Annotated in this window: 16 protein-coding genes; 4 read left to right on the forward strand and 12 right to left on the reverse strand. The window is 68.6% G+C overall.

Translation table 11 applies throughout. From position 1 onward, the window contains the following. Positions 1–7: 7 nt before the first annotated feature. Positions 8–688, reverse strand: a complete 681-nt coding sequence (locus tag AB0D12_RS22010) for a class F sortase (RefSeq protein WP_362685325.1) — start codon at positions 686–688, stop codon at positions 8–10. Positions 689–834: 146 nt separating this feature from the next. Further along, a complete protein-coding gene (locus tag AB0D12_RS22015; RefSeq protein WP_362685328.1) occupies positions 835–1758 on the reverse strand; it encodes a hypothetical protein in 924 nt (307 codons plus the stop codon). 547 nt (positions 1759–2305) lie between these two features. On the opposite strand from AB0D12_RS22015, the gene AB0D12_RS22020 reads away from it, so the two are divergent. Then, positions 2306–4006 carry a CocE/NonD family hydrolase gene (locus tag AB0D12_RS22020; RefSeq protein ID WP_362685331.1) on the forward strand — a complete coding sequence of 567 codons (1701 nt, stop codon included), beginning with the start codon at positions 2306–2308 and terminating at the stop codon, positions 4004–4006. Between the two features lie 74 nt (positions 4007–4080). Further along, entirely contained in the window at positions 4081–4383 is a 303-nt protein-coding gene (locus AB0D12_RS22025; RefSeq protein WP_362685334.1) for a hypothetical protein, read from the forward strand. Between the two features lie 99 nt (positions 4384–4482). Here the strand turns inward: AB0D12_RS22025 and AB0D12_RS22030 are convergent, their stop codons facing one another. Genes AB0D12_RS22030 through AB0D12_RS22040 form a run of 3 tightly spaced genes read right to left on the reverse strand, consistent with a single transcriptional unit; the run spans position 4483 to position 9208 of the window. Then, positions 4483–5826, reverse strand: coding sequence for an MFS transporter (locus AB0D12_RS22030; RefSeq protein ID WP_362685772.1), 1344 nt, complete (start codon positions 5824–5826; stop codon positions 4483–4485). After that, entirely contained in the window at positions 5826–7838 is a 2013-nt protein-coding gene (locus AB0D12_RS22035) for a PEP/pyruvate-binding domain-containing protein (RefSeq protein ID WP_362685336.1), read from the reverse strand. The genes AB0D12_RS22030 and AB0D12_RS22035 overlap by 1 nt, the downstream gene beginning before the upstream one ends. After that, positions 7835–9208 carry an ATP-grasp domain-containing protein gene (locus AB0D12_RS22040; RefSeq protein ID WP_362685339.1) on the reverse strand — a complete coding sequence of 458 codons (1374 nt, stop codon included), beginning with the start codon at positions 9206–9208 and terminating at the stop codon, positions 7835–7837. The genes AB0D12_RS22035 and AB0D12_RS22040 overlap by 4 nt, the downstream gene beginning before the upstream one ends. A gap of 323 nt (positions 9209–9531) precedes the next feature. Between AB0D12_RS22040 and AB0D12_RS22045 the strand changes: the two genes are divergently transcribed. Further along, entirely contained in the window at positions 9532–10818 is a 1287-nt protein-coding gene (locus AB0D12_RS22045; protein ID WP_362685342.1) for a PAS domain-containing protein, read from the forward strand. A 176-nt stretch (positions 10819–10994) separates the two neighbouring features. Here AB0D12_RS22045 and AB0D12_RS22050 read toward each other — a convergent pair whose 3' ends face one another. From AB0D12_RS22050 to AB0D12_RS22080, 7 genes are all read right to left on the reverse strand, one after another. Further along, positions 10995–11396 (reverse strand): SDR family NAD(P)-dependent oxidoreductase, encoded by a 402-nt coding sequence (locus AB0D12_RS22050; protein ID WP_362685345.1) that lies wholly within the window; start codon positions 11394–11396, stop codon positions 10995–10997. Position 11397: 1 nt separating this feature from the next. Then, positions 11398–12627, reverse strand: a complete 1230-nt coding sequence (locus tag AB0D12_RS22055) for an acyl-CoA dehydrogenase family protein (RefSeq protein ID WP_362685348.1) — start codon at positions 12625–12627, stop codon at positions 11398–11400. Positions 12628–12744: 117 nt separating this feature from the next. Next, positions 12745–12993 carry an enoyl-CoA hydratase/isomerase family protein gene (locus AB0D12_RS22060; RefSeq protein ID WP_362685351.1) on the reverse strand — a complete coding sequence of 83 codons (249 nt, stop codon included), beginning with the start codon at positions 12991–12993 and terminating at the stop codon, positions 12745–12747. Then, positions 12990–13808: an SDR family oxidoreductase gene (locus AB0D12_RS22065; protein WP_362685354.1), complete on the reverse strand. Its 819-nt coding sequence runs from the start codon at positions 13806–13808 to the stop codon at positions 12990–12992. Before AB0D12_RS22065 ends, AB0D12_RS22060 begins: the two co-directional genes overlap by 4 nt. 473 nt (positions 13809–14281) lie before the next feature. Further along, positions 14282–14974, reverse strand: a complete 693-nt coding sequence (locus AB0D12_RS22070; protein WP_362685356.1) for a TetR/AcrR family transcriptional regulator — start codon at positions 14972–14974, stop codon at positions 14282–14284. 559 nt (positions 14975–15533) lie between these two features. Beyond that, positions 15534–16163 (reverse strand): HAD family phosphatase, encoded by a 630-nt coding sequence (locus AB0D12_RS22075; RefSeq protein ID WP_362685358.1) that lies wholly within the window; start codon positions 16161–16163, stop codon positions 15534–15536. Between the two features lie 117 nt (positions 16164–16280). Continuing rightward, complete coding sequence (locus AB0D12_RS22080) at positions 16281–17480, reverse strand: acetyl-CoA C-acyltransferase (protein ID WP_362685360.1); 1200 nt, start codon at positions 17478–17480, stop codon at positions 16281–16283. Between the two features lie 221 nt (positions 17481–17701). On the opposite strand from AB0D12_RS22080, the gene AB0D12_RS22085 reads away from it, so the two are divergent. After that, positions 17702–18583, forward strand: a complete 882-nt coding sequence (locus AB0D12_RS22085) for an alpha/beta hydrolase (protein ID WP_362685363.1) — start codon at positions 17702–17704, stop codon at positions 18581–18583. Positions 18584–18585 lie beyond the last annotated feature (2 nt).

Below are 18585 nucleotides of genomic sequence, written 5' to 3' on the forward strand. Positions count from 1 at the left end.
CAGCGGTTCACGCGCGTTTGCTGGAGTCGAGATGGGCGAACACGACCACGTTGTCCGTGTAGTCCTTCACCTTCCTGTCGTACTCGCCTCCGCAGGTGATCAGACGCAGCTGCGCGGAGGGGGTGTCGGCGTACACCCGCTCATTGGGGAAGTGCGCCTTGCTGAAGGTTTCGACGGAGTCGACCTTGAACGTGGCGACGGTGTCGTCTGCGCGGGTGATGTCGACCTTGCTTCCCGCCTTGAGGGAGCCGAGCTCCACAAAAACGGCCGGGCCGGTCTTGGTGTCGACGTGGCCTGCGACGATTGAGGTGCCGCGCTCGCCAGGTGTGGGGCCCTCCTGGAACCAGCCGACCAGATTGTCGTCGTCTCCGGGTGGCGCGTTCAGCTGTCCCGAAGAGCCGACGGACAGCGGCGTGAAGGGCGCGTCGACGGCGATCTCCGTGATCGAGAGCCGCTTCGGGGCGGAACGGGGCAGCGCCAGACCGGCACCAGGGGCCGCAGGGGCGGCAGGGGCGGGCCTGGAGGGAGCCGAAGCCACAGCGCGGGCCGGCGGAGCGACTTCTGCCGGGTTGGTGAAGGAGTTGTACACAAGGAGGAAGCCCAGCCCAACCGCCACAGCGGGCCACATCAGGGCGCGGCCGAAGGGACGGGAGGCGGGGGCTGTGCCGGGCGGCTGCAGGGCGGCCATGCGAGCGGGCCTTTCGCGTACGGGGGCCAGTAAGGCGCGGGCGGGCGACGGAATAGTCCGGGGAGCGGAAAGGGCAATCGCCGCGGCCACCGCCCGGGAGGGACGGCGGCCGCGGCAGCCAGCGAACTACTAGTGGTTCGGCCCCATCAGGCCGCAGCACCCGAGGCGCTCCGGCGCAGCCGGTACGCCCCTGCGCCGAGACCAATGAGCATCAGCACCGAGCCGGCAGCCAGGCTGTTGCCGGACATGGCCAGAGCGCCACCACCGGCGTGGACACCACCATTCGGCTTGTCCTTCTTCCAGGACCCGTGGTCGCCCTTGTCGTGGTCGCCCTTGTCGTAGTCGCCCTTCTCGGAGTCGCCCTTCTCGGAGTCGCCCTTGTCGGAGTCGTCCTTGTCGGACTTGTCCTGCCCCCAGTCCCCGGCCACGACCATGGCCAGAGCGCCACCACCGGTGTGGACACCACCGTTCGGCTTGTCACCCTTCCCGTGGTCACCCTTGTCGCCCTTGTCGGAGTCGTCCTTGTCGCCCTTGTCGCCCTTGTCGGAGTCGTCCTTGTCGCCCTTGTCGGAGTCGCCCTTCTCGGACTTGTCGGAGTCGTCCTTGTCGGACTTGTCCTGCCCCCAGTCCCCGGCCACGACCATGGCCAGAGCGCCACCACCGGTGTGGACACCACCGTTCGGCTTGTCACCCTTGTCGTGGTCACCCTTGTCGTGGTCACCCTTGCCGTAGTCGCCCTTGTCGGACTTCTCGTGGTCGCCCTTCTCGGACTTGTCGTAATCACCCTTCTCAGACTTCTCGGAGTCACCCTTCTCAGACTTCTCCGAGTCGCCCTTCTCGGACTTCTCGGAGTCACCCTTCTCGGAGTCACCCTTCTCAGACTTCTCGGAGTCGCCCTTCTCGGACTTCTCGGAGTCGCCCTTCTCGGACTTCTCGGAGTCGCCCTTCTCAGACTTCTCGGAGTCACCCTTCTCAGACTTCTCCTGGCTGTCGCTGCTGGAAGACGAGCCGCTGTCCTTGTCCCAGTCATCGGCCGAGGTCACGGCAAACGCGGCAGGAACGGAGATCATGAGGACCGCAGTGGTAGCGGCTGACGCGAATAGAGTGCGGGCAGAGCGCATGGGGCACATTCCTTTCGCCGCGTCTGCGAAGACCGACACTTCATCGGTCACCGGATCGCAGGGGCGACTTGATTCACCGTCAGCCTCTTTTCCCCTCCGCACCAGCGGAGAGCGCCGCATTAGAGCTACACCATGGGCTCTTCGAGTGAGTGCAGGCCGATAATCACCCGTTGGACGGCACGCCACGCCGAGGTGAGGTTTCGTCCGTCGCCGGACCGCTCATCCGCCGCCGGCGCCTCATTTCAGCTTGGTTCTCGGCCTCGACAGAGCCGCGGGCCGATCCACCGATTCCGACGGGGAGCCGCGCTGACTCCATGTCTCAGGTACCGCGCGTCGACGGCTGCGCACCTGGTCGGGCGTCGGCCCCCCACCCTTACCCGTGGGTAATTTGGCTGATCATCGTCTCCCCCGCGGCTGTTCCGCACCTCTACGCTCCGATCACCGCGCCGTGGGCAGTGCCTCCGTGGCACAACAGTCCGAGCCAGATGGAGCATGAGTGAGACGAACGCAAGACCACGGCGGACACCGCGCCAGGGTCCGGACGACCAGTGCCACCGTCGCCGCGGCACTCGCCCTCCTCGGCACAGTCGCCGCGGCACCCGCAGCACAGGCGGCATCCACCTCAGCGGCCCCGGGACCGGCGCGCGCGGCAGCTCAAGCGACGGCGGGGCCCTCCCTCCGCCTCGCCGACATCCCGATGAAGGACGGTGTCGTCCTCAAGGCGAACGTGTTCACCCCCGCCCCCAGCACACCCGGCGCCGACGCGCACGGCCGATACCCGGTGATCGTGCAGCCGGCCAGTTGGGGGCAGAACGACCTCGAGTACGTCCTCCAGGGCAGGAAACTCGCCGCAAGCGGCTACGTCGTGGTCACCTACACCGTCCGCGGCTTCTGGCTCTCCGGAGGCGAGGTCGATGTTGCGGGGCCCAAGGACGTGGCGGACATCTCATCGGTCATCGACTGGGTCATCGCCCGGACTCCGGCCGATCCGCAGCGGATCGGGATGACCGGTCTCTCCCTGGGCGGCGGTCTGACCCTGATGGGAGCCGCCGCCGACCCGCGGATCAAAGCGGTGGCTGCGATGAGCGGTTGGGGGGATCTGGTCGACTCGCTCTACAGCGGCGAGACCCGGCACCTGCAGGCCGCCGCCGTGCTCGCCGCCGTTGGGGCGCCCGCCGGTCGCGAAAGCGCCGAGTTCCAGCGGACGCTGGCCAACCTCTTCGGCGACCGCAATACCCCCGAAGTCATCGGATGGGCGCGGACCAGGTCCCCGGGCGCTTATGTGGACCGCATCAACGCCAACGGCACAGCCGTCTTCCTCGCCAGTGCATGGGGGGAGAGCATCTTCAACTCCAGCCAGATCACTGCCTTCTATCAGAAGCTGACCGGCCCCAAGCGGATCGAGCTGCGCCCCGGCGACCATGCCACGCAGGAGGTCACCGGCCTGCTCGGGCTGGACAATGCCACCTGGGCGAGCGCACTCAGCTGGTTCGACGAGCACCTCAAGGGCAGCGGCGGCACACCTCGGCCGCCGGTGGAGCTGGAAGTACGGCCCGGCGGCGCACACGAGACCTATCCCTCCTGGCAGGCCATCAGTTCGCGGACCGAGCGGCTGCAGCTCGGCAGAGCGAACGACTTCGGCACCGGCTCGCTCGACGGCGGCACACCCGGGAGCAGCGGCACGACTGGGACAGGATGGCGGACGACGGTCGTCGGCGGTACGAACTCGGGCGCCGACGGCGGCATCACCGAACTGTCCGGGCTGCTCGACCAGGTCCTCAAACTGCCTCCCGTCGTCGTGGTCCCGTTGCTGCCCCGCTGGGCCGGAGCCGTATGGCAGTCGGCGCCGTACACGGCCGCGCAGCACATCCGCGGAGCCGTCAAGCTGCACACGACCGTCACCGCCTCCGCGCCGGAGGGCACGGTGATCGGCTATCTCTACGACGTGAACGCCCTCGGCGTGGGGAAGCTGATCTCCCACGCCCCGCAGAGCTGGTCCGGCAGGATGCCGGAGCAGGCCTTCCCCCTCGACATCCCGCTTTTCGCCACCGCCTACGACCTGCCCGCAGGACACCGGCTGGCTCTGGTCCTCGATACCAAGGACCCGCTGTACGGCGGTCGCACACCAGTGAACAGCAAGGTGTCGTTCGGCTCACCGGAGGACGACCCGTCCGAACTGGTGCTGCCCCTGCGCTGAGCGCCGACCCGTCCGACCTCGCCAGGTTGTGGAATCACTTTCCGTCAGGCGCCCTTGGCTGGCAGGATCTTCGAATGTCCAAGATTCCCAGGGATGTTCGAGCCTCGATCCGTCACTTCGCCTTCACCCTCGCCAACGGCACGGTGGACATCCCGCTCTTGGGAGACATCGATTACCGCCCGGGTCTGGTCACCGTGGGCTCGGAGCTGGAGATGGTCTTCACGATCTTCACCAACGTCCTCGAGGTGGACCAGGAGGGCAAGGTGACCAACTACGACCAGGCCGAGCATCGCGCCGCGGAGTGGATCCGGGGGTACTGCGACCCCAGCTACGAGGAGCAGCCGCCCTTCGCCGAATGGGAGACCGAACTCGCCTGACTGCGTCAAGCCGTGAACCGCATCGCAGACAACCCTGCGATGCGGCCGCCTACCGACTGCTCATCCCGCGAGGTCGTGCCGCCTCGGCGAGCGTGCGGATCAGCTCGCCGTCGTTGATCCGCGCTTCCTTCCCTGCGTAGTCACAGTCGTTGTCGAAGCGCGCCGTCCCACTGCATCGCTCCGCAGGACCAGTTGGAGAGCGATCATCACCACGCAGGTCACGATCGCACTGTGCCACAGCAGGGCGTCCAGCCGGCCTGCCGACAGGTAGGCTCCCGCAGCCACGGCTGCGAGCGCGCACACGCCTCGGTCCACAATGCTCTCGACCGAGAGGAGCGTGGCGCGAGGGGCGTGCGCCGGGATGGCATCGTTGACCAGCTTCCGCTGGATCGGGTAGGTGAAGCCGGTGACCGCGGCGAACAGGCACAGCAGTGCGACCACGGTCCAGGGCCCGCCGAAGGTGATGCTCGCCAGTGTGCCCGCCAGCGCCAGGCTGAGCAGGGACACCATGGCCACCGGTGACAGACGGCGGCCGAGCCATTGGGGACGCGCCGAGGCCACGGCCTCCGCCACGGTCATGGCCGCCAGCACCCCGCCGTGCGAGGTCTCGCCGATGCCGTGGGCCAACAACATGGGCTGGAAAAGGTTGACCTGGCAGATGCGGGAGAGGGTGAACACGGCCACGCCCTGCACCATGACCAGGGCGAGCCAGGGTGTGGCTCGTACGCAGCGCAGCGCGGCGCCCGCGTCGTGCAGGAACGCTCCACGGTTCCGGTTCGTCCCGCCTCTCCCCGGCGCCCGACCCGACCGCCCCTCCCCGCGGGGCGGGGCAAGTCGGGGCAGCGCGAGGGCACATGCCAGGGAGCCCGCCGCACTCGCGGCGCTCAGCACGTACGGCGCCGCGTGAGCGACGGCCATCAGGGGGCCGACCAGCGGCCAGCACATCACCTTCGCGGCCAGGCCGAGGGCGCGAGCCGTGCCCTCGGCCTTCAGATAGTGCTCGCCGCCTCCCTCGGCCCGCAGCCCGTCGTACAGGTAGGCGCTGGCTGCGCCCGATGTCAGGGACCGGCCGGCGGCGATGGCCAGGAAGTGGAGGAGGAAGCCCGCGTACGAGGGGGTGAGGACCGGGGCGAGGTTCGCGGCAGTCATCACGACTGCCCCGGCCCGCAGGCAGTTGCGTGCGCCGATGCGGTCGGCCACGATCCCGGTCGGGATCTCGAACAGGCAGAACGCGACATAGTAGATGCTCTGGATCCCGAAGATCTGCCCGTCCGACAGTCCCGCCTCCCGCTGGTAGGCGTAGAACACCGGCATCCACCACAGCAGGTTGAACAGCAGTTGGAAGCCGTTGTTGAGTCGGATGATCCGGCGAGCCGCGGGTGTCGGGGGCGGGCCCGCCGGACGGGCCCGGGAGGTCGGCCGCGGCCGGTCAGGACGGCGGATCACAGTGCGTAGGGGCGGATCTGAACCAGTCGGAAGTCCCCCTGGTCGGTCATCAGCCACTCGATGTCGAGCGGATGGTCCGCGTCGCCTTCGCTGAAGTGGGACTGCAGCAGCCGACCGGTGAGGGCCAGGTCCATCAGCCGGCTCCTGGTCGCGGTGGGCAGGTCCTCGCCGGACGAGCCGAGAGCCACCGTACGGCCGCCGCCCTCAACGGTGTTGTAGAGGTACTGCTGCGGCAGGGTCGTCCCGTCGACCACCGTCTCGGGGGATCCCGGCGAGCAGTTGAGGTAGACGTTGCGGAAGTCCTCGCGCTTCGTCGGGTTGCAGGTCACCAGTACGCCCCCGAGATCCGCGGGGACGTACTGCTGGATGATCACCCCCATGTATGTGTCGTCCAGGGAGATGCCGACCTGATGGCGCAGGCGCACGCTGCGCGGCGACAGCAGGGAGGCCCACACCCGGCGCACCGCGTCCAGGAGTTCGCCGGCCCCGCGGACGGTGGTGACCGAGTCGTAGACCCCCGCCGCAGAGAACCCGGGAAGGTCTTCGGCATTGGAGGAGGAGCGCACCACCAGGCGGCTTCCTGCGGCGAGTGGGGCGGGGAACGCCTGGGTGATCTGCCGGGTCACCTCTTCCGGCATCGGGGTGTTCCGGACGACGTGTTGCAGGTGCAGACAGAGCGAGTCCAACACCTCGACCGCGTCGAGTTCGAGCGCCATCTTGAGCTTTCCGATGCCCTGTTGCAGGGCTGGTGAGGAGGTGAGGAAGCGTTGCTGCAGGGCGAACGGGAGGGCGACTCCGTCGGGGGCCGCGACGGTACGTGCGGCGAATTCGGACGCCGCCTGCCGCAGCCCGCCGGTGGTGGCATCCGTGACACCGAGTCGGGCCGCGAGATGGCCGTACAGATCCGTGCGGGGCGGCCGCGACTGCCCGTAGAACGCGGTGAGATCGGCCGTGCGGCTGTCGAGGACGTGGTGAAGCTCTCCGAGGTTGGCCGCTTTGGTGCCGTAGCGGTCCCGGTCCGCGCGGCGCAGCCGGTGCAGAGCCAGGGCCGGTGCGTCCTCGAGCAGCGGAGGTTCCATCCGGATCCGCTGCTGGTGCCACGTCGGCGCTTCCAGGGCCGGGGCGGTCGCCAGCGGCACGAGGGTGATCTCGTCGTCCCGCACGAGGTAGCGGACCCACGCACCGTTCAGGTCGTCCTTCTCGACGATCTGTTCCAGGTCGCGCACGATCGCATTGGGGATGCCCCAGCCGGCGGCGAGGACGTTGGTGTGCGAGAGCGGCGTGGTGGGCGCGGTGTTGAGGAATCCGGCGACGCGCGGCACGTCGTCCGGCAGGCAGGCCATGGCCACGATGTCCGACCAGCCGAGCCCGTCGGCGGCTGCCTCGTACTCCTCGGCCGTCCGGAAGTAGCGGAGCCTGCCGATGGCCTCGGCGGCGTTCAGCGGTGTCCGCGTCCGGTTGCCGAAGAGTTCGTGGCTGGGTATCCGCGGCACCCGGACCTCGCTGATCGCGGTCAGCTCCTGTTCCTGTCCATGGTTCGCCGGCTTCAGCAGCAGCGGCAGTCGGCCGTCGACCCGGCCGCGGACGAACGCGTAGAACGCGTCGAGCAAGGCGCCGTGCATGGTGTCGGATTCGGTCGTCTCGAGGACCAGGAACGGTCGCTCGCGGCCGTCGGAGTCCTCGTCGGTGTGCAGGGAGAGCACACCCAGGAGGAAGCGACGCCCGGGATCCCGGTACACCGAGGCGTTGAAGGCATCCAGGCACGCGTCCAGGGCCTCCAGCTCCATGTCGAGGATGCGGGTGGCGACGTAGTTGACGTGGAAGGGGTGGACGGCCGTGTCGAGCAGGTGCCAGGTGTCCTCGGCGCGGTCGACGACGACCTTCAGGTAGGGGTGACCGGCCAGCACGCCGGAGAGGGTGCGGAACAACGGCAGGGACAGATTCTCGCCGACGACCGTGCGGTCCACGGCAGGGTCCGGCGCGCCCGGAGGAAGGAGGTGGGTGGTCATGAGCGGGCCTCCTCGGGCGAAGCCACCGGTAGGACGTGCGGCAGGAGGTCCACCAGGGTCCGGAAGTCACGTATGACGGTCTGCGGGTCGACGGCGGAGAGCAGGCAGAGTGCCGCCATGGTGTTCGCGCCGGCGGCCGGGTCGTAGACCGGCACCAAAGCACCGTCGGGAAGTGAATTCTCGGCCACCACCGACAGCCGGCTGCCGTCGCTGACCGGGACGGCTTCCGTCACCGTCGGGAAGTCCCAGACGCGCCGGTCCGGCCAGGCGTCACCGGCACCGTCGACAGCCAGTACGACGAGCGAACCCGCCGCGCCTCGCGCCTCCCCCGGCGTACGGGCGCGCGTCGGCCAGGTGACCGGGCGTCCCAGAAGGTGGTCGACGAGCATCCCGATGAGGTCCAGGCCGAAGACCTCCTCGATCTGCGGGACGGTCATCGCGCCGCCGAACCGGGCCGCGGTCTCGATCACCCACATCTGGCCTTCGGCACCGAGCTTGATCTCGGTGTGCGTTCCGCAGTTCGCGAGGCCCAGCGCGTCGACGGCATCCCGCGCGAGGGCCACGACGCGCTCCTGGGCGACGTGCGACAGCGAGGCGGGGGTGATGCCGGCGCGCTCGGTGAACGGTTCCACCGTCGGCATGCGTCCGCTGAGACAGACGGGTCGGAAGTCGCCGTCGATGACGACACCTTCGACGCTCACGTAGTCGCCCCACCCCGGCTCGTCGAACCAGTCCTCGGCCGATCCCGCGACAATCTGCTCGACCAGGAAGTCCGCGTCGGCGTCGGCCACGTGGAGTTCGGCGTATCCCAGTTGGGCGGATTCGGCCATCACTTCCCGCGACCGCCCCCAGGCCTCCGCTACCTCCCGCGAAGAGCGGATGACCTGGTGTGCGGTGGAACCGGCGCTCCAGGCCGCCTTCAGCAGCAGGGGTAAGGGAAGGGCCGCAGCCGCGTCATACAGCTCCTGCTCCGAGGCGACCGGGCGGAACCGGGGCTGGGATATGCCGTGTTCCTGCCAGGTACGCCGCATCATCCGCTTGTCGCGGGCGAGTGCGCAGGAGCTGCCCGCCCCGGCGAGGCCGAGCTTCTCGCAGGCTTCGGCGACGGCCACGACCGCGTACTCGGAGAATGTGACAACCGCGTCCGCACCGATGGCCTGGGCCCGGGCAACGATCAGGGACACCAGGTCGCGCCGCTCCGACTCGGTGGGGACCAGGACCGAGGCGCACAGGCGCTCGGCGGTCGCGGCCACGCTGGGAGGAAGTGCGCTGAGCGCCAGCAGGTGCACTGCCGACTTCGCGGCGACCCGTGTCAGGGCATAGCCGAGGGGCGGGCCGCCCTTGGCATGCACGAACAGCACCTTGCTCACAGAAATCCAACTCCTCTGGATGATGATGGTCCGTCAGAACGATGGAGGCGAGCGACATGACGGGTGCCCACCACCGCTCCAGCAAATCAGCCGACAGGCTCCCGAATCGCCGCATCGAACGCCGGCCGATCAGGCAAATGCCTGAGTTGCAGGCACCGTTGAACCGGCGGGGAGGCCCCGTGATGACGTATGGCGGAAGTGACGGCCGGCATCGCGGCCCGGCGCCGTCCAGGTCGGCCGAGAACCGAGCATGCGCGGAAACAGAGCGGATACACATCGCGATGTCACACGCAATCCGGTTGAAACTTGATGGAAAGGTCGTCGTGGACGAGACCACTCTCAAAGCGCTGCTCGAGCACCTGCCCGTGTACTGGTGGGAGGCCGACGGGCAGCTGCGCGTCATCGACAGCGGCGGCGGTGCCTTCATTGACTCGCGGACGCCACAGCGGTTCCTCGAGGCCATGCGGCAGGATTTCGCGGCGTCCTGGCACTCCCCCGAAGTCAGTCACTGGCAGGCGCGGTTCGACGGGCGGGTCTTCGATGTGAGCTGGCCCCTCGACGAAGTGGGGTGCGGGGGCCGGGCCCGCGGACTGGCCTTGGAGGTCAGCGCCGGGACCGCCGCCGGGCGCCGCTTCGACGCATTCGCGGACTTCGCCCCCGCCGCAGCCTTCATCCGGGACGAGGACGGGCGCTACCTCTGGACGAACCACGCCTACGCGCACCTCTACGGCACCACGCCGGGGAACGTCATCGGGAAGCATGTGCAGGACTTAGACTCCCTCGCCGACGCCGCGCAGTTCCTCGCGCTGGACCGGGAGATCCTCTCCCACGGCAGATCAGTGCGGCACACCCTCACCTACCACCGGTCCGACGGCACCAGCGCATACGCGGCGGGCCACCGGTTCCCCGTCCTGGAGGGCTCACAGACCTGCGTGGCAGGAATCTACGTGGACATCACCGACTACACGCGCGCGCTGGACCAACGCCGGGAGGCGGAGGAAAGCCTGCACGCGCTGCGCGACCACAGCGGGCTGCCCTGCGCCCTGATCTCGGCGGGCGGACGGATCCAGCAGGCGAGCGCCGCGGCCGCCGAACTCCTGCAGACCCGGCCATCGGATCTCGTCGGCCGCCGCGCCCACACGGTGCTGGCTCCGGCGCCGGAACTCGACCTGCTGCACCGCAGATGGAACGACCTGATAGCCCGCCGTCGCAGGAGGTTCGAGACGTCCGCCGTGCTGGTCGACGCCCGCGGCCATCAGCGCCGGGCCCGGCTGCATCTGACGACAGTGGGCCGTTCCTCGACCCGCGCTGCGGAGGTCTGGGCGGTCGTCACCCACCAGGGGCTCGCCCACGAGGCACATCCTCCGCTCACCGCCAGCCAGATCCGCATCCTGTCCCTGCTGGCCGTGGGCAGCAGCAACGGGGAGATCGCCACCTCGCTGCACCTGTCCCGGCAGACCGTCGACTACCACCTCAGCCGACTGCGGGATCTACTGGGAGCCGCGACCAGACCCGCACTGGTCGCCCGGGCGTACGTCCTGGGCATCCTCTCTCCCCAGACCTGGCCACCGCGTTCGGCCACGGCCACCCATCCGCTCAGCTCCGCCTGAGGCCGGCGCGGCGCCGCAATCAGCCCGGAACAGGGACCGCTGGGGGCGGCCGGACTTCGAAACCACGGTCTGGCGAGATGCGCCTCCTCAACCGAGGAAGCTCAGGCGGACCTGCCGGTCGGGGGTGTCGCGGTGGGTGTCCGCCAAACTCCGTCAGGGCAACCCCAATTCAGCCGTCATCGGCGGAGGGCCGCCAGATCCGTACCGGGCAGGTGGATCCAGCCCTCCTGCGGGTGAGGTCCTCGAGGGCGGGCAGCTCGCGGGTCCTGGACTTCTCCCACTGGCCCGCCCGCCGCTTGAGCTGACGCTGCGCATACGGCGTGTGGCTGGCCAGTTCCGAAGCGCTCAAGCGTCAGATCCACACAGCGCTGAGCCGCCTCTTCGTCGACGGCGTGCGCACCGACGCCGACCGCTGTGCCCTTGACCTGGGCCGCGGCGGCATCCGCCGCCTCCTGGGACCGGGCGGTGAGGACGACGTTTGCTCCGGCCGCGGCGATGGCCCGGGCGATCGCCGGCCCGATACCGCGCGAGGCGCCGGTGACGACGGCGGTGCGACCGCTGAGATCGAGTCCTGCCATCTCAGCTCACCGCTGCCGTGGCCGCGTCGCGGTACTGCCGCAGTTCCTGTCTGGCGATGGCCCTCTTGTGGACCTCGTCGGGACCGTCCGCCAGCCGCAACGTCCGCAGGCCCGCATACATCATCGCCAACGGGAAGTCGTCGGTCACTCCTGCTCCCCCGTGCACCTGGATCGCGCGGTCGACGATCTTCAACGCGATGTTCGGGGCGGCCACCTTGATGGCCGCGATCTCGGTGCGCGCTTCCTTGTTCCCGACCGTGTCCATCAGATACGCGGCCTTGAGCGTGAGGAGGCGGATCATCTCGATGTCGATACGTGCTTCCGCTATCCAGTCCTGGACATTGGACCGTTCGGCAATCGGACTACCGAATGTCACCCGTGACTGCGCGCGCCGGCACATCAGCTCAAGCGCCCGCTCGGCCGCGCCGATCGCCCGCATGCAGTGGTGGATACGACCGGGCCCGAGCCGGGCCTGGCTGATCGCGAAACCCTCACCCTCGCCCTTGAGTACGTCCTTGGCCGGCACCCGTACGTCGGTGAAATCGATTTCGGCGTGCCCCTCACGGTCCTGGTAGCCGAACACCGGCAGCCCGCGCATCACCGTGATCCCGGGGGCGTCGATCGGGACGACCATCATCGACTGCTGCCGGTGCGGGGCAGCGGTGGGATCCGTCTTCCCCATGACGATGAGCACCTTGCAGTTGCGGTGCAGGGCATTGGACGCGAACCACTTACGGCCATTGAGCACGTACTCGTCACCGTCGCGCTCCATCCGCAGCTCGATGTTGGTGGCGTCCGAACTGGCGACACGCGGCTCCGTCATCGCGAAGGCCGAGGCCATCGTCCCGTCGAGCAGGGGCCCCAGATACTTCTCCTTGTGTTCGTCGCTGCCGAACAGCGTGAGTACCTCCATGTTGCCGGTGTCGGGAGCGTTGCAGTTGCACGCCTCGGAGGCGATGTGACTGCGCCCCATGATCTCCGCCAGCGGCGCGTACTCGAGATTCGTCAGCCCGGGTCCCCACTCGGGGTGCGGGTGGAAGAGGTTCCACAGTCCGCGCCCCCGCGCCTCCGCCTTGAGTTCCTCGATGATCGGCGGATGGAAGTGCGGGTCACCCGACGCGAACATCTGCTCGTGGTACACCGCCTCAGCGGGGTAGATGTGCGAATCCATGAACTCGAGCAGATCCGCCTGGTACTTCTTGGCGCGGTCCGACGTCTCAAACAGGGACATCCGAACTCCTGACAGGTAGGGAGGGAAAACTCGGTGAGCGCTTGTCGGGGTGACTGGCCACGCCTTCGACGAAATCGGCCCCGCGGGTGGCCTGGAGCATGACGTCTTCCGCGCGGGTCACGGAATCGGCGAGACCTCGCCGGCCGCCTGCAGCCGCTGGAGGTCGGCGCCGGCGCAGAATCCGCGTCCCGCGCCGGTGACCACGACGGCGCGTACGTCCGGGTCGTCCTCGGCGGCGTCGAGCAGTGTGAAGTAGCTTTCGAGCTCGTCGGTCCAGGCGTTCAGCTTGGCGGGCCGGTTGAACGTGAGCACCGGCCCGGGCCCGCGGTGTTCGGCGAGGACGAGTTCGTCGGGCGCGCCGGTCATGACTGCGCCAGCAGGGAGTTCTGGTAGCGGCGCATCCCGCGCAGCCACCGGTCGTAGTCCGAGCCCTTGTGCCGGTACATGTCCAGAACCTCTTCGTGCGGCAGGATCAGGAAGCGCTCGTCCTCGATCGCGGCCAGGACGGCGTTGGCGACCTCGGCCGGCTCGAGGACGTCACCCGCGGACGTGACGGCCTGGGTGGCGGCTCTCCCCAGGGCGTCCCCGGAATCCTTCCCCAGGGACAGCATGTTGGTGTTCACCCCCATCGGGCACAGACAGCTGACATGGACCCCGCGATCGCCATAGGTGACACTCAGCCATTCGGCGAAGCCGACGGCCGCGTGCTTGGTGACGGCGTACGTGGCGGAGCCGATCTGGGTGAGCAGCCCGGCAGCCGAGGCGGTGCTGACGAAGTAGCCCTCGCCGCGCTCGAGCCACCGCGGCACCAGCAGCGTCGCCGCACGGATGTGGGCGCGCAGGTTCACGTCGATCGAGACGTCCCAGTCCTGCTCATTCGCATCCAGGCCGGGTGCCCCGGCGATACCCGCGTTCGCGAAGTAGAGGTCGACCGGACCGAACGCGCTTTCCGCGAGAGCGATCAACTGCTCGATCTGGGGGGTGTCCGACACGTCCGCGCCCGCGCTCACGGTGCTTCCCGGATGGTCGGCGTTGACTGACGCCGAAACCGCCCGCGCGGTGTCCGCGTCAAGGTCAGCGACGACGACCCGGGCACCCTCGCGAGCGAGCCGTGCGACCAGCGCGCCGCCGATGCCGCCTCCGCCACCGGTGACGATGGCAACTCTCTGTGCAACGTTCACAGCGAACCTCTCCGTGGCGGGGCGTGCGGTGCCGGGCCACGACCCCCGAGATGAGGTGACCGTGGTCTCCACCCTGTATAATTGAATCCGACGTCAAGTTCAACTAGCGGGCGCGCATCACCACGCGGAGCAGGCCGCCTCGCCCCACTGGACTGCGGACAAAGAATTCAAGGCGGGCATCGCTGCCCTTTCGCCTGTCCCAGGGGTACGAGCAGCTCACCGAACACGGCCCGGCCCGGCGGCCGTGTCGTCGCAACTGCTTGACGTTCGACGGCTGCGCAGCCTCGACGACGGCTACAGCCAGATGCCGTTCCCCGCCCCTGACCTGTCGGCTTACCCACCCGCGTGGTGAGTGAGGTGGCCGAGCATCGAGGCTCACGCCACCTGGTCCGTCGCCGCTGCGGGCGCCGGAGTCCAGGATCGTCGAACGGTCGTGGACAGCGGGCTCCGCCCCGGCCGGCGCTACTGCCGGATCAGCGGTGGCCGGGGAACCGCAGGGCGTTCGCCCAGAGCCGGGTGACCGTGGAGACGAGCTCCTCGAAGTCCGCCGGCGTACCTTCCTCTTGCCCTTCGCCGCGCACGAAGGCGCTGTAGGCCATGACGCTGACCATGCCCGACAGTGCACGGGAGGCCATCATCGGATCGACCTCACGGTCTGCGACACCCCGCGCCTGCAGGTCGGCGATGCCGCGGGCGTTGCGGTGGATGAACGCATCCCCGCGCCGGCTTCGGAACTTACGGAACTCCGGCTCCACTTGTGCGACCTGCTCAAGCAGCGCCATCAGCTTCGCGTTCCGTTTATATGCCTCGAGATACGCGCGATTGCTCGCCTCGAGTACCGCATACGGATCGTCAGTACCCTGCACCCGGCCCATACCGGGGTGCATCATGTCCTCCTGCGCCTCCAGCAGGACGGCGGCAAGCACCTCTTCCTTGTTGGCGAAGTAGGTGTAGAAGGATCCCGCCGCGCATTGGGCCTCTTTGGTTATGTCGGCCAGGCGGGTGTCGAGGTAGCCGTCCCGCTCGAACACCTTCCGCGCGGCCTTCACCAAAGCGGCGCGTGTCCGCGCTCCGCGCTTTGTCGTCGGCAGCTCGCGAAGTGATGAGAGGGGCGCCATCGGCGGTGCCTTCTCGCTGTAATTCTCCTCGGGCGTCATGGTATCCATCGCCAAAAGCGTACTTGAATCCGACGCCAGAGTCATGAATTGGCCAGGGCGAGCGGCGGTCGGGGAAGGTCCCGGAGTCGGTTCCCGCAGGCAACGCCGCTCAGACCAAGCCGCCGGTACTCACTGACAGCGGCACTCAGTTGTGAGGTGCGCTTGCGGCGCACATCGTCATGTTGGCGTCGTGCTTGGCCAACTCCTCCGTTACCTGCTGCAGCCATGCGCGCAGCGCCGACCGGACCGTGCGTTCAACGCGGGGAAGGAACCCGCGATGCCGAGGCCGACTGGGCGATGACCAGCTCCGGGACCATGCATCACTCTTCTGCGTCGGACACATCTCGTCCGTCGACGGATGTTCAGCTCCGGCGGGCGGGTACGTCGCCGAGCAGGGTGCAGGCGTCCGGCCGCCTGGTCGGGCAGAGGTGGTACCGACGTACATGAGCACCGCAGTGGGCGGGCGCGAGCACCGCCGCTCGGCCCGCGGGCGGTGTCGATCCCGGGTATGACCGGTCCCCCGCGACCGGTCCCCCGTCGATCGACCTCCCGTCGATCGGTCGATCGGTCAGGCGGTGATCCTGAAGCGTTCGGCGAGTTGGCGGCGGGTGTCGGCGGCACCGGTGTGAAGCACACCCCCGATTCCGATCCGCGCCGCTCCGTCGAGGTTCTGCCGCAGATCGTCGATCATGACTGCCTCCTCGGGGGAGACGCCGAGTCGTTCACATGCGATCGCGTAAATCCGCCGGGAAGGCTTGCGGATCCCGACCTCGGCGGAGATGACGACCGCGTCGGCCACAGCGGCGAGGGCGACGCCGTCGTAGGTTCCGGTCCCGAAAGAATTGGATACCAGCGCAACGGGATACCCGGCGGCGCGAAGATCACCGAGCAGGGCGAGCATGTCCTGGTCGATCGACATTCCGGCTTGCATCCGGGCCGTGAGCCCCTCGGCGGGCACGTCGGCGCCGTGGGCACGGAGACGTTCGGCGAATCCTCGCTCGAAGGCTTCGGCGTCGATACGGCCGCACTCGTGGTCGGCCAGGAGGCTGCGTGATGGCGGGTCCCGGCTGAGGAGGTCCAGCGGCAGGCGCGGGTCGCCACCGAGTGAGGCGCCGAAGTCGGTGAACGCCCGCAACACACTGGAGGTGATGACCCCGCCGAAGTCCACGAGGACGGCGGTTCGGGTCTTTTCCACCACGCTCGACACAGTATCCACACCCTCTCTCGCGGCCGGCTTACCACCGGCCGATGCGACCGCGACCGGCTTCCCCCCGGCCGTTGCGAGGCAGCCACGGTCCGCCGATTCTCATGAGGACTAAGCGACCTCGAACAGCCCGGCTGCGCCCATTCCGCCGCCGACACACATCGAGATCACTACATATCGGACGCCACGGCGCTTGCCCTCAACCAGGGCGTGCCCCACCAGGCGGGCACCGGTCATTCCGTACGGATGGCCGACCGATATTCCGCCGCCATTGACGTTGAACCGCTCCGGGTCGATGTTCAGCTCGTCACGGCAGTACAGCGCTTGGGAAGCGAACGCCTCGTTGAGTTCCCACAGACCGATGTCGTCGATGGTGAGGTCATGCTGCTTCAGCAGTTTCGGAATGGCGAACACCGGACCGATCCCCATCTCGTCCGGCCCGCAACCGGCAACGGCCATACCCCGGTATACGCCCAGCGGCTCCAGTCCGCGGCGCTCGGCTTCCTTCGACTCCATCAACACCGACGCCGAAGCCCCGTCCGACAATTGTGAGGAGTTGCCCGCCGTCACGCTGGAATGCGCGGTCACCTGACCGTCCGGCAGCACGGGCGCCAACCCGGCCAGGCCCTCGAGTGTGGTCGACGCGCGGTTGCCCTCGTCCCGGGTCAGGGTCACGGCCTCGTCCCGCACCTCCCCGGACTGCTTGTCCAGGACCTTCTTGACGCTGTCGAGCGCGACGATCTCCTGGTCGAACCGCCCAGCCTCTTGCGCCGCCGCAGTGCGCTGCTGTGACACCAGCGCAAACTCGTCCTGTCGATCCCGGCTCACGCCGTAGCGTTCGGCGACGATCTCCGCCGTCTGCAACATCGGCATGTAGGCACTCGGCTTGTGCTCGACCAGCCAGGGATCCGTCATGCGGTGGGTGTTCATGTGCTCGTTCTGCACCAGGGAGATCGACTCGACACCGCCGCCGACAGCGACCTGCATGCCGTCGCCGACGATCTGCTTGGCGGCCGTCGCAATCGCCATCAGGCCCGACGAGCACTGCCGGTCGATCGTCATGCCGGACACGGAGTCCGGAAGTCCGGCGCGGAGAGCGGCCTGGCGGGCGACGTTGCCGCCGGATGACCCCTGCTGCACGGCGCAGCCGAAGATCGCATCCTCGACCTCGCCTCCCTCGAGACCGGCGCGCTGCACCGCGTGCGAGAGGGCATGGGCGGCAAGTTCCTGCGCCTGGGTGTCATTGAACGCGCCGCGGTACGCCTTCCCGATCGGCGTCCGTGCCGTCGAAACGATGACTGCTTCCCTCATGTCGCCTCACTGCTTCCTGTCGGTCCGGTTCGTCCGGGCGGGCCGCAGGGTGACGGGAGCCGGCCTCGCGACCGTTTATAGTTGAATTCGACGTCAAGTTCAATATCTCTGGACGGAGGGCGGCACGCGGCTGCCGTTGCGGGAACTGTGCGTGTTCTCGACCTTGACAATCCCCTTCCACAGCCTAAGGTGACCGACCAGTCGGTATGAAGGGGCGGATCGTGACCGAACTGAGCATCTCCACCGCTGCGGGCGTGTTCGACGCGACCGTGGCGGGTCCGTCCGAGGGCCGCCCGGTGCTGCTGCTCCACGGCTTCCCGCAGACGCGGCTGGTGTGGCAACGGCAGATCGCGGATTCGGCCGCGCACGGCTACCGGGTGGTGGCACCCGACCAGCGTGGGTACTCTCCCGGGGCCCGCCCCGAGCGGCCCGCGCACTACCGCATGAGCGTCCTGGTCGACGATGTGGTCGCGATCACGGAGGAACTGGGCTGGGGGTCGTTCGACCTGGTCGGCCATGACTGGGGAGGCGCGGTGGCGTGGTGGACCGCCCATGCCCACCCCGACCGCGTACGCACCCTGACGGTGGTCTCGACCCCGCACCCCGGCGCTCTGGCCACCACCCTGCGTAGCGACAAGGACCAGCGCGAACGATCGCAGTACATGATCGCCTGGCGTGAAACGCCCGCGACCGAAGAGCGCATGCTGGCAGGCGATGCCGAGGCGCTTCGCGCCACTTACGCCGGAAAGGTCCCGCAGGCCAGTGCTGAGGCCTACGTGCGTCACCTCTCCCAGCCGGGTGCTCTCACCGCGGCGCTGAACTGGTACCGGGCCGGCCGCCCCGACGGCGCGATCGGCGTCATCGAGGTGCCCACGCTGTACGTCTGGAGCACGCAGGACAGCGCATTCGGCCCGGCGGCCGCGCGGGAGACCGGGCAGTGGGTCAACGGGCCGTACCGGTTCGAGACCCTTCAGGGCGTCAGCCACTGGGTCCCCGAGGAGGCGCCCGAAACGCTGAGCCGCCTGCTGCTCGAACATCTGCGGGCGCACGGCGAGTCCGGAACCACAGCGAATACCCCCTCTGCCGACTCTCAGAAGAGGTGACC

It is taken from the genome of Streptomyces sp. NPDC048479 (assembly GCF_040651435.1).
Lineage (GTDB): Bacteria > Actinomycetota > Actinomycetes > Streptomycetales > Streptomycetaceae > Streptomyces.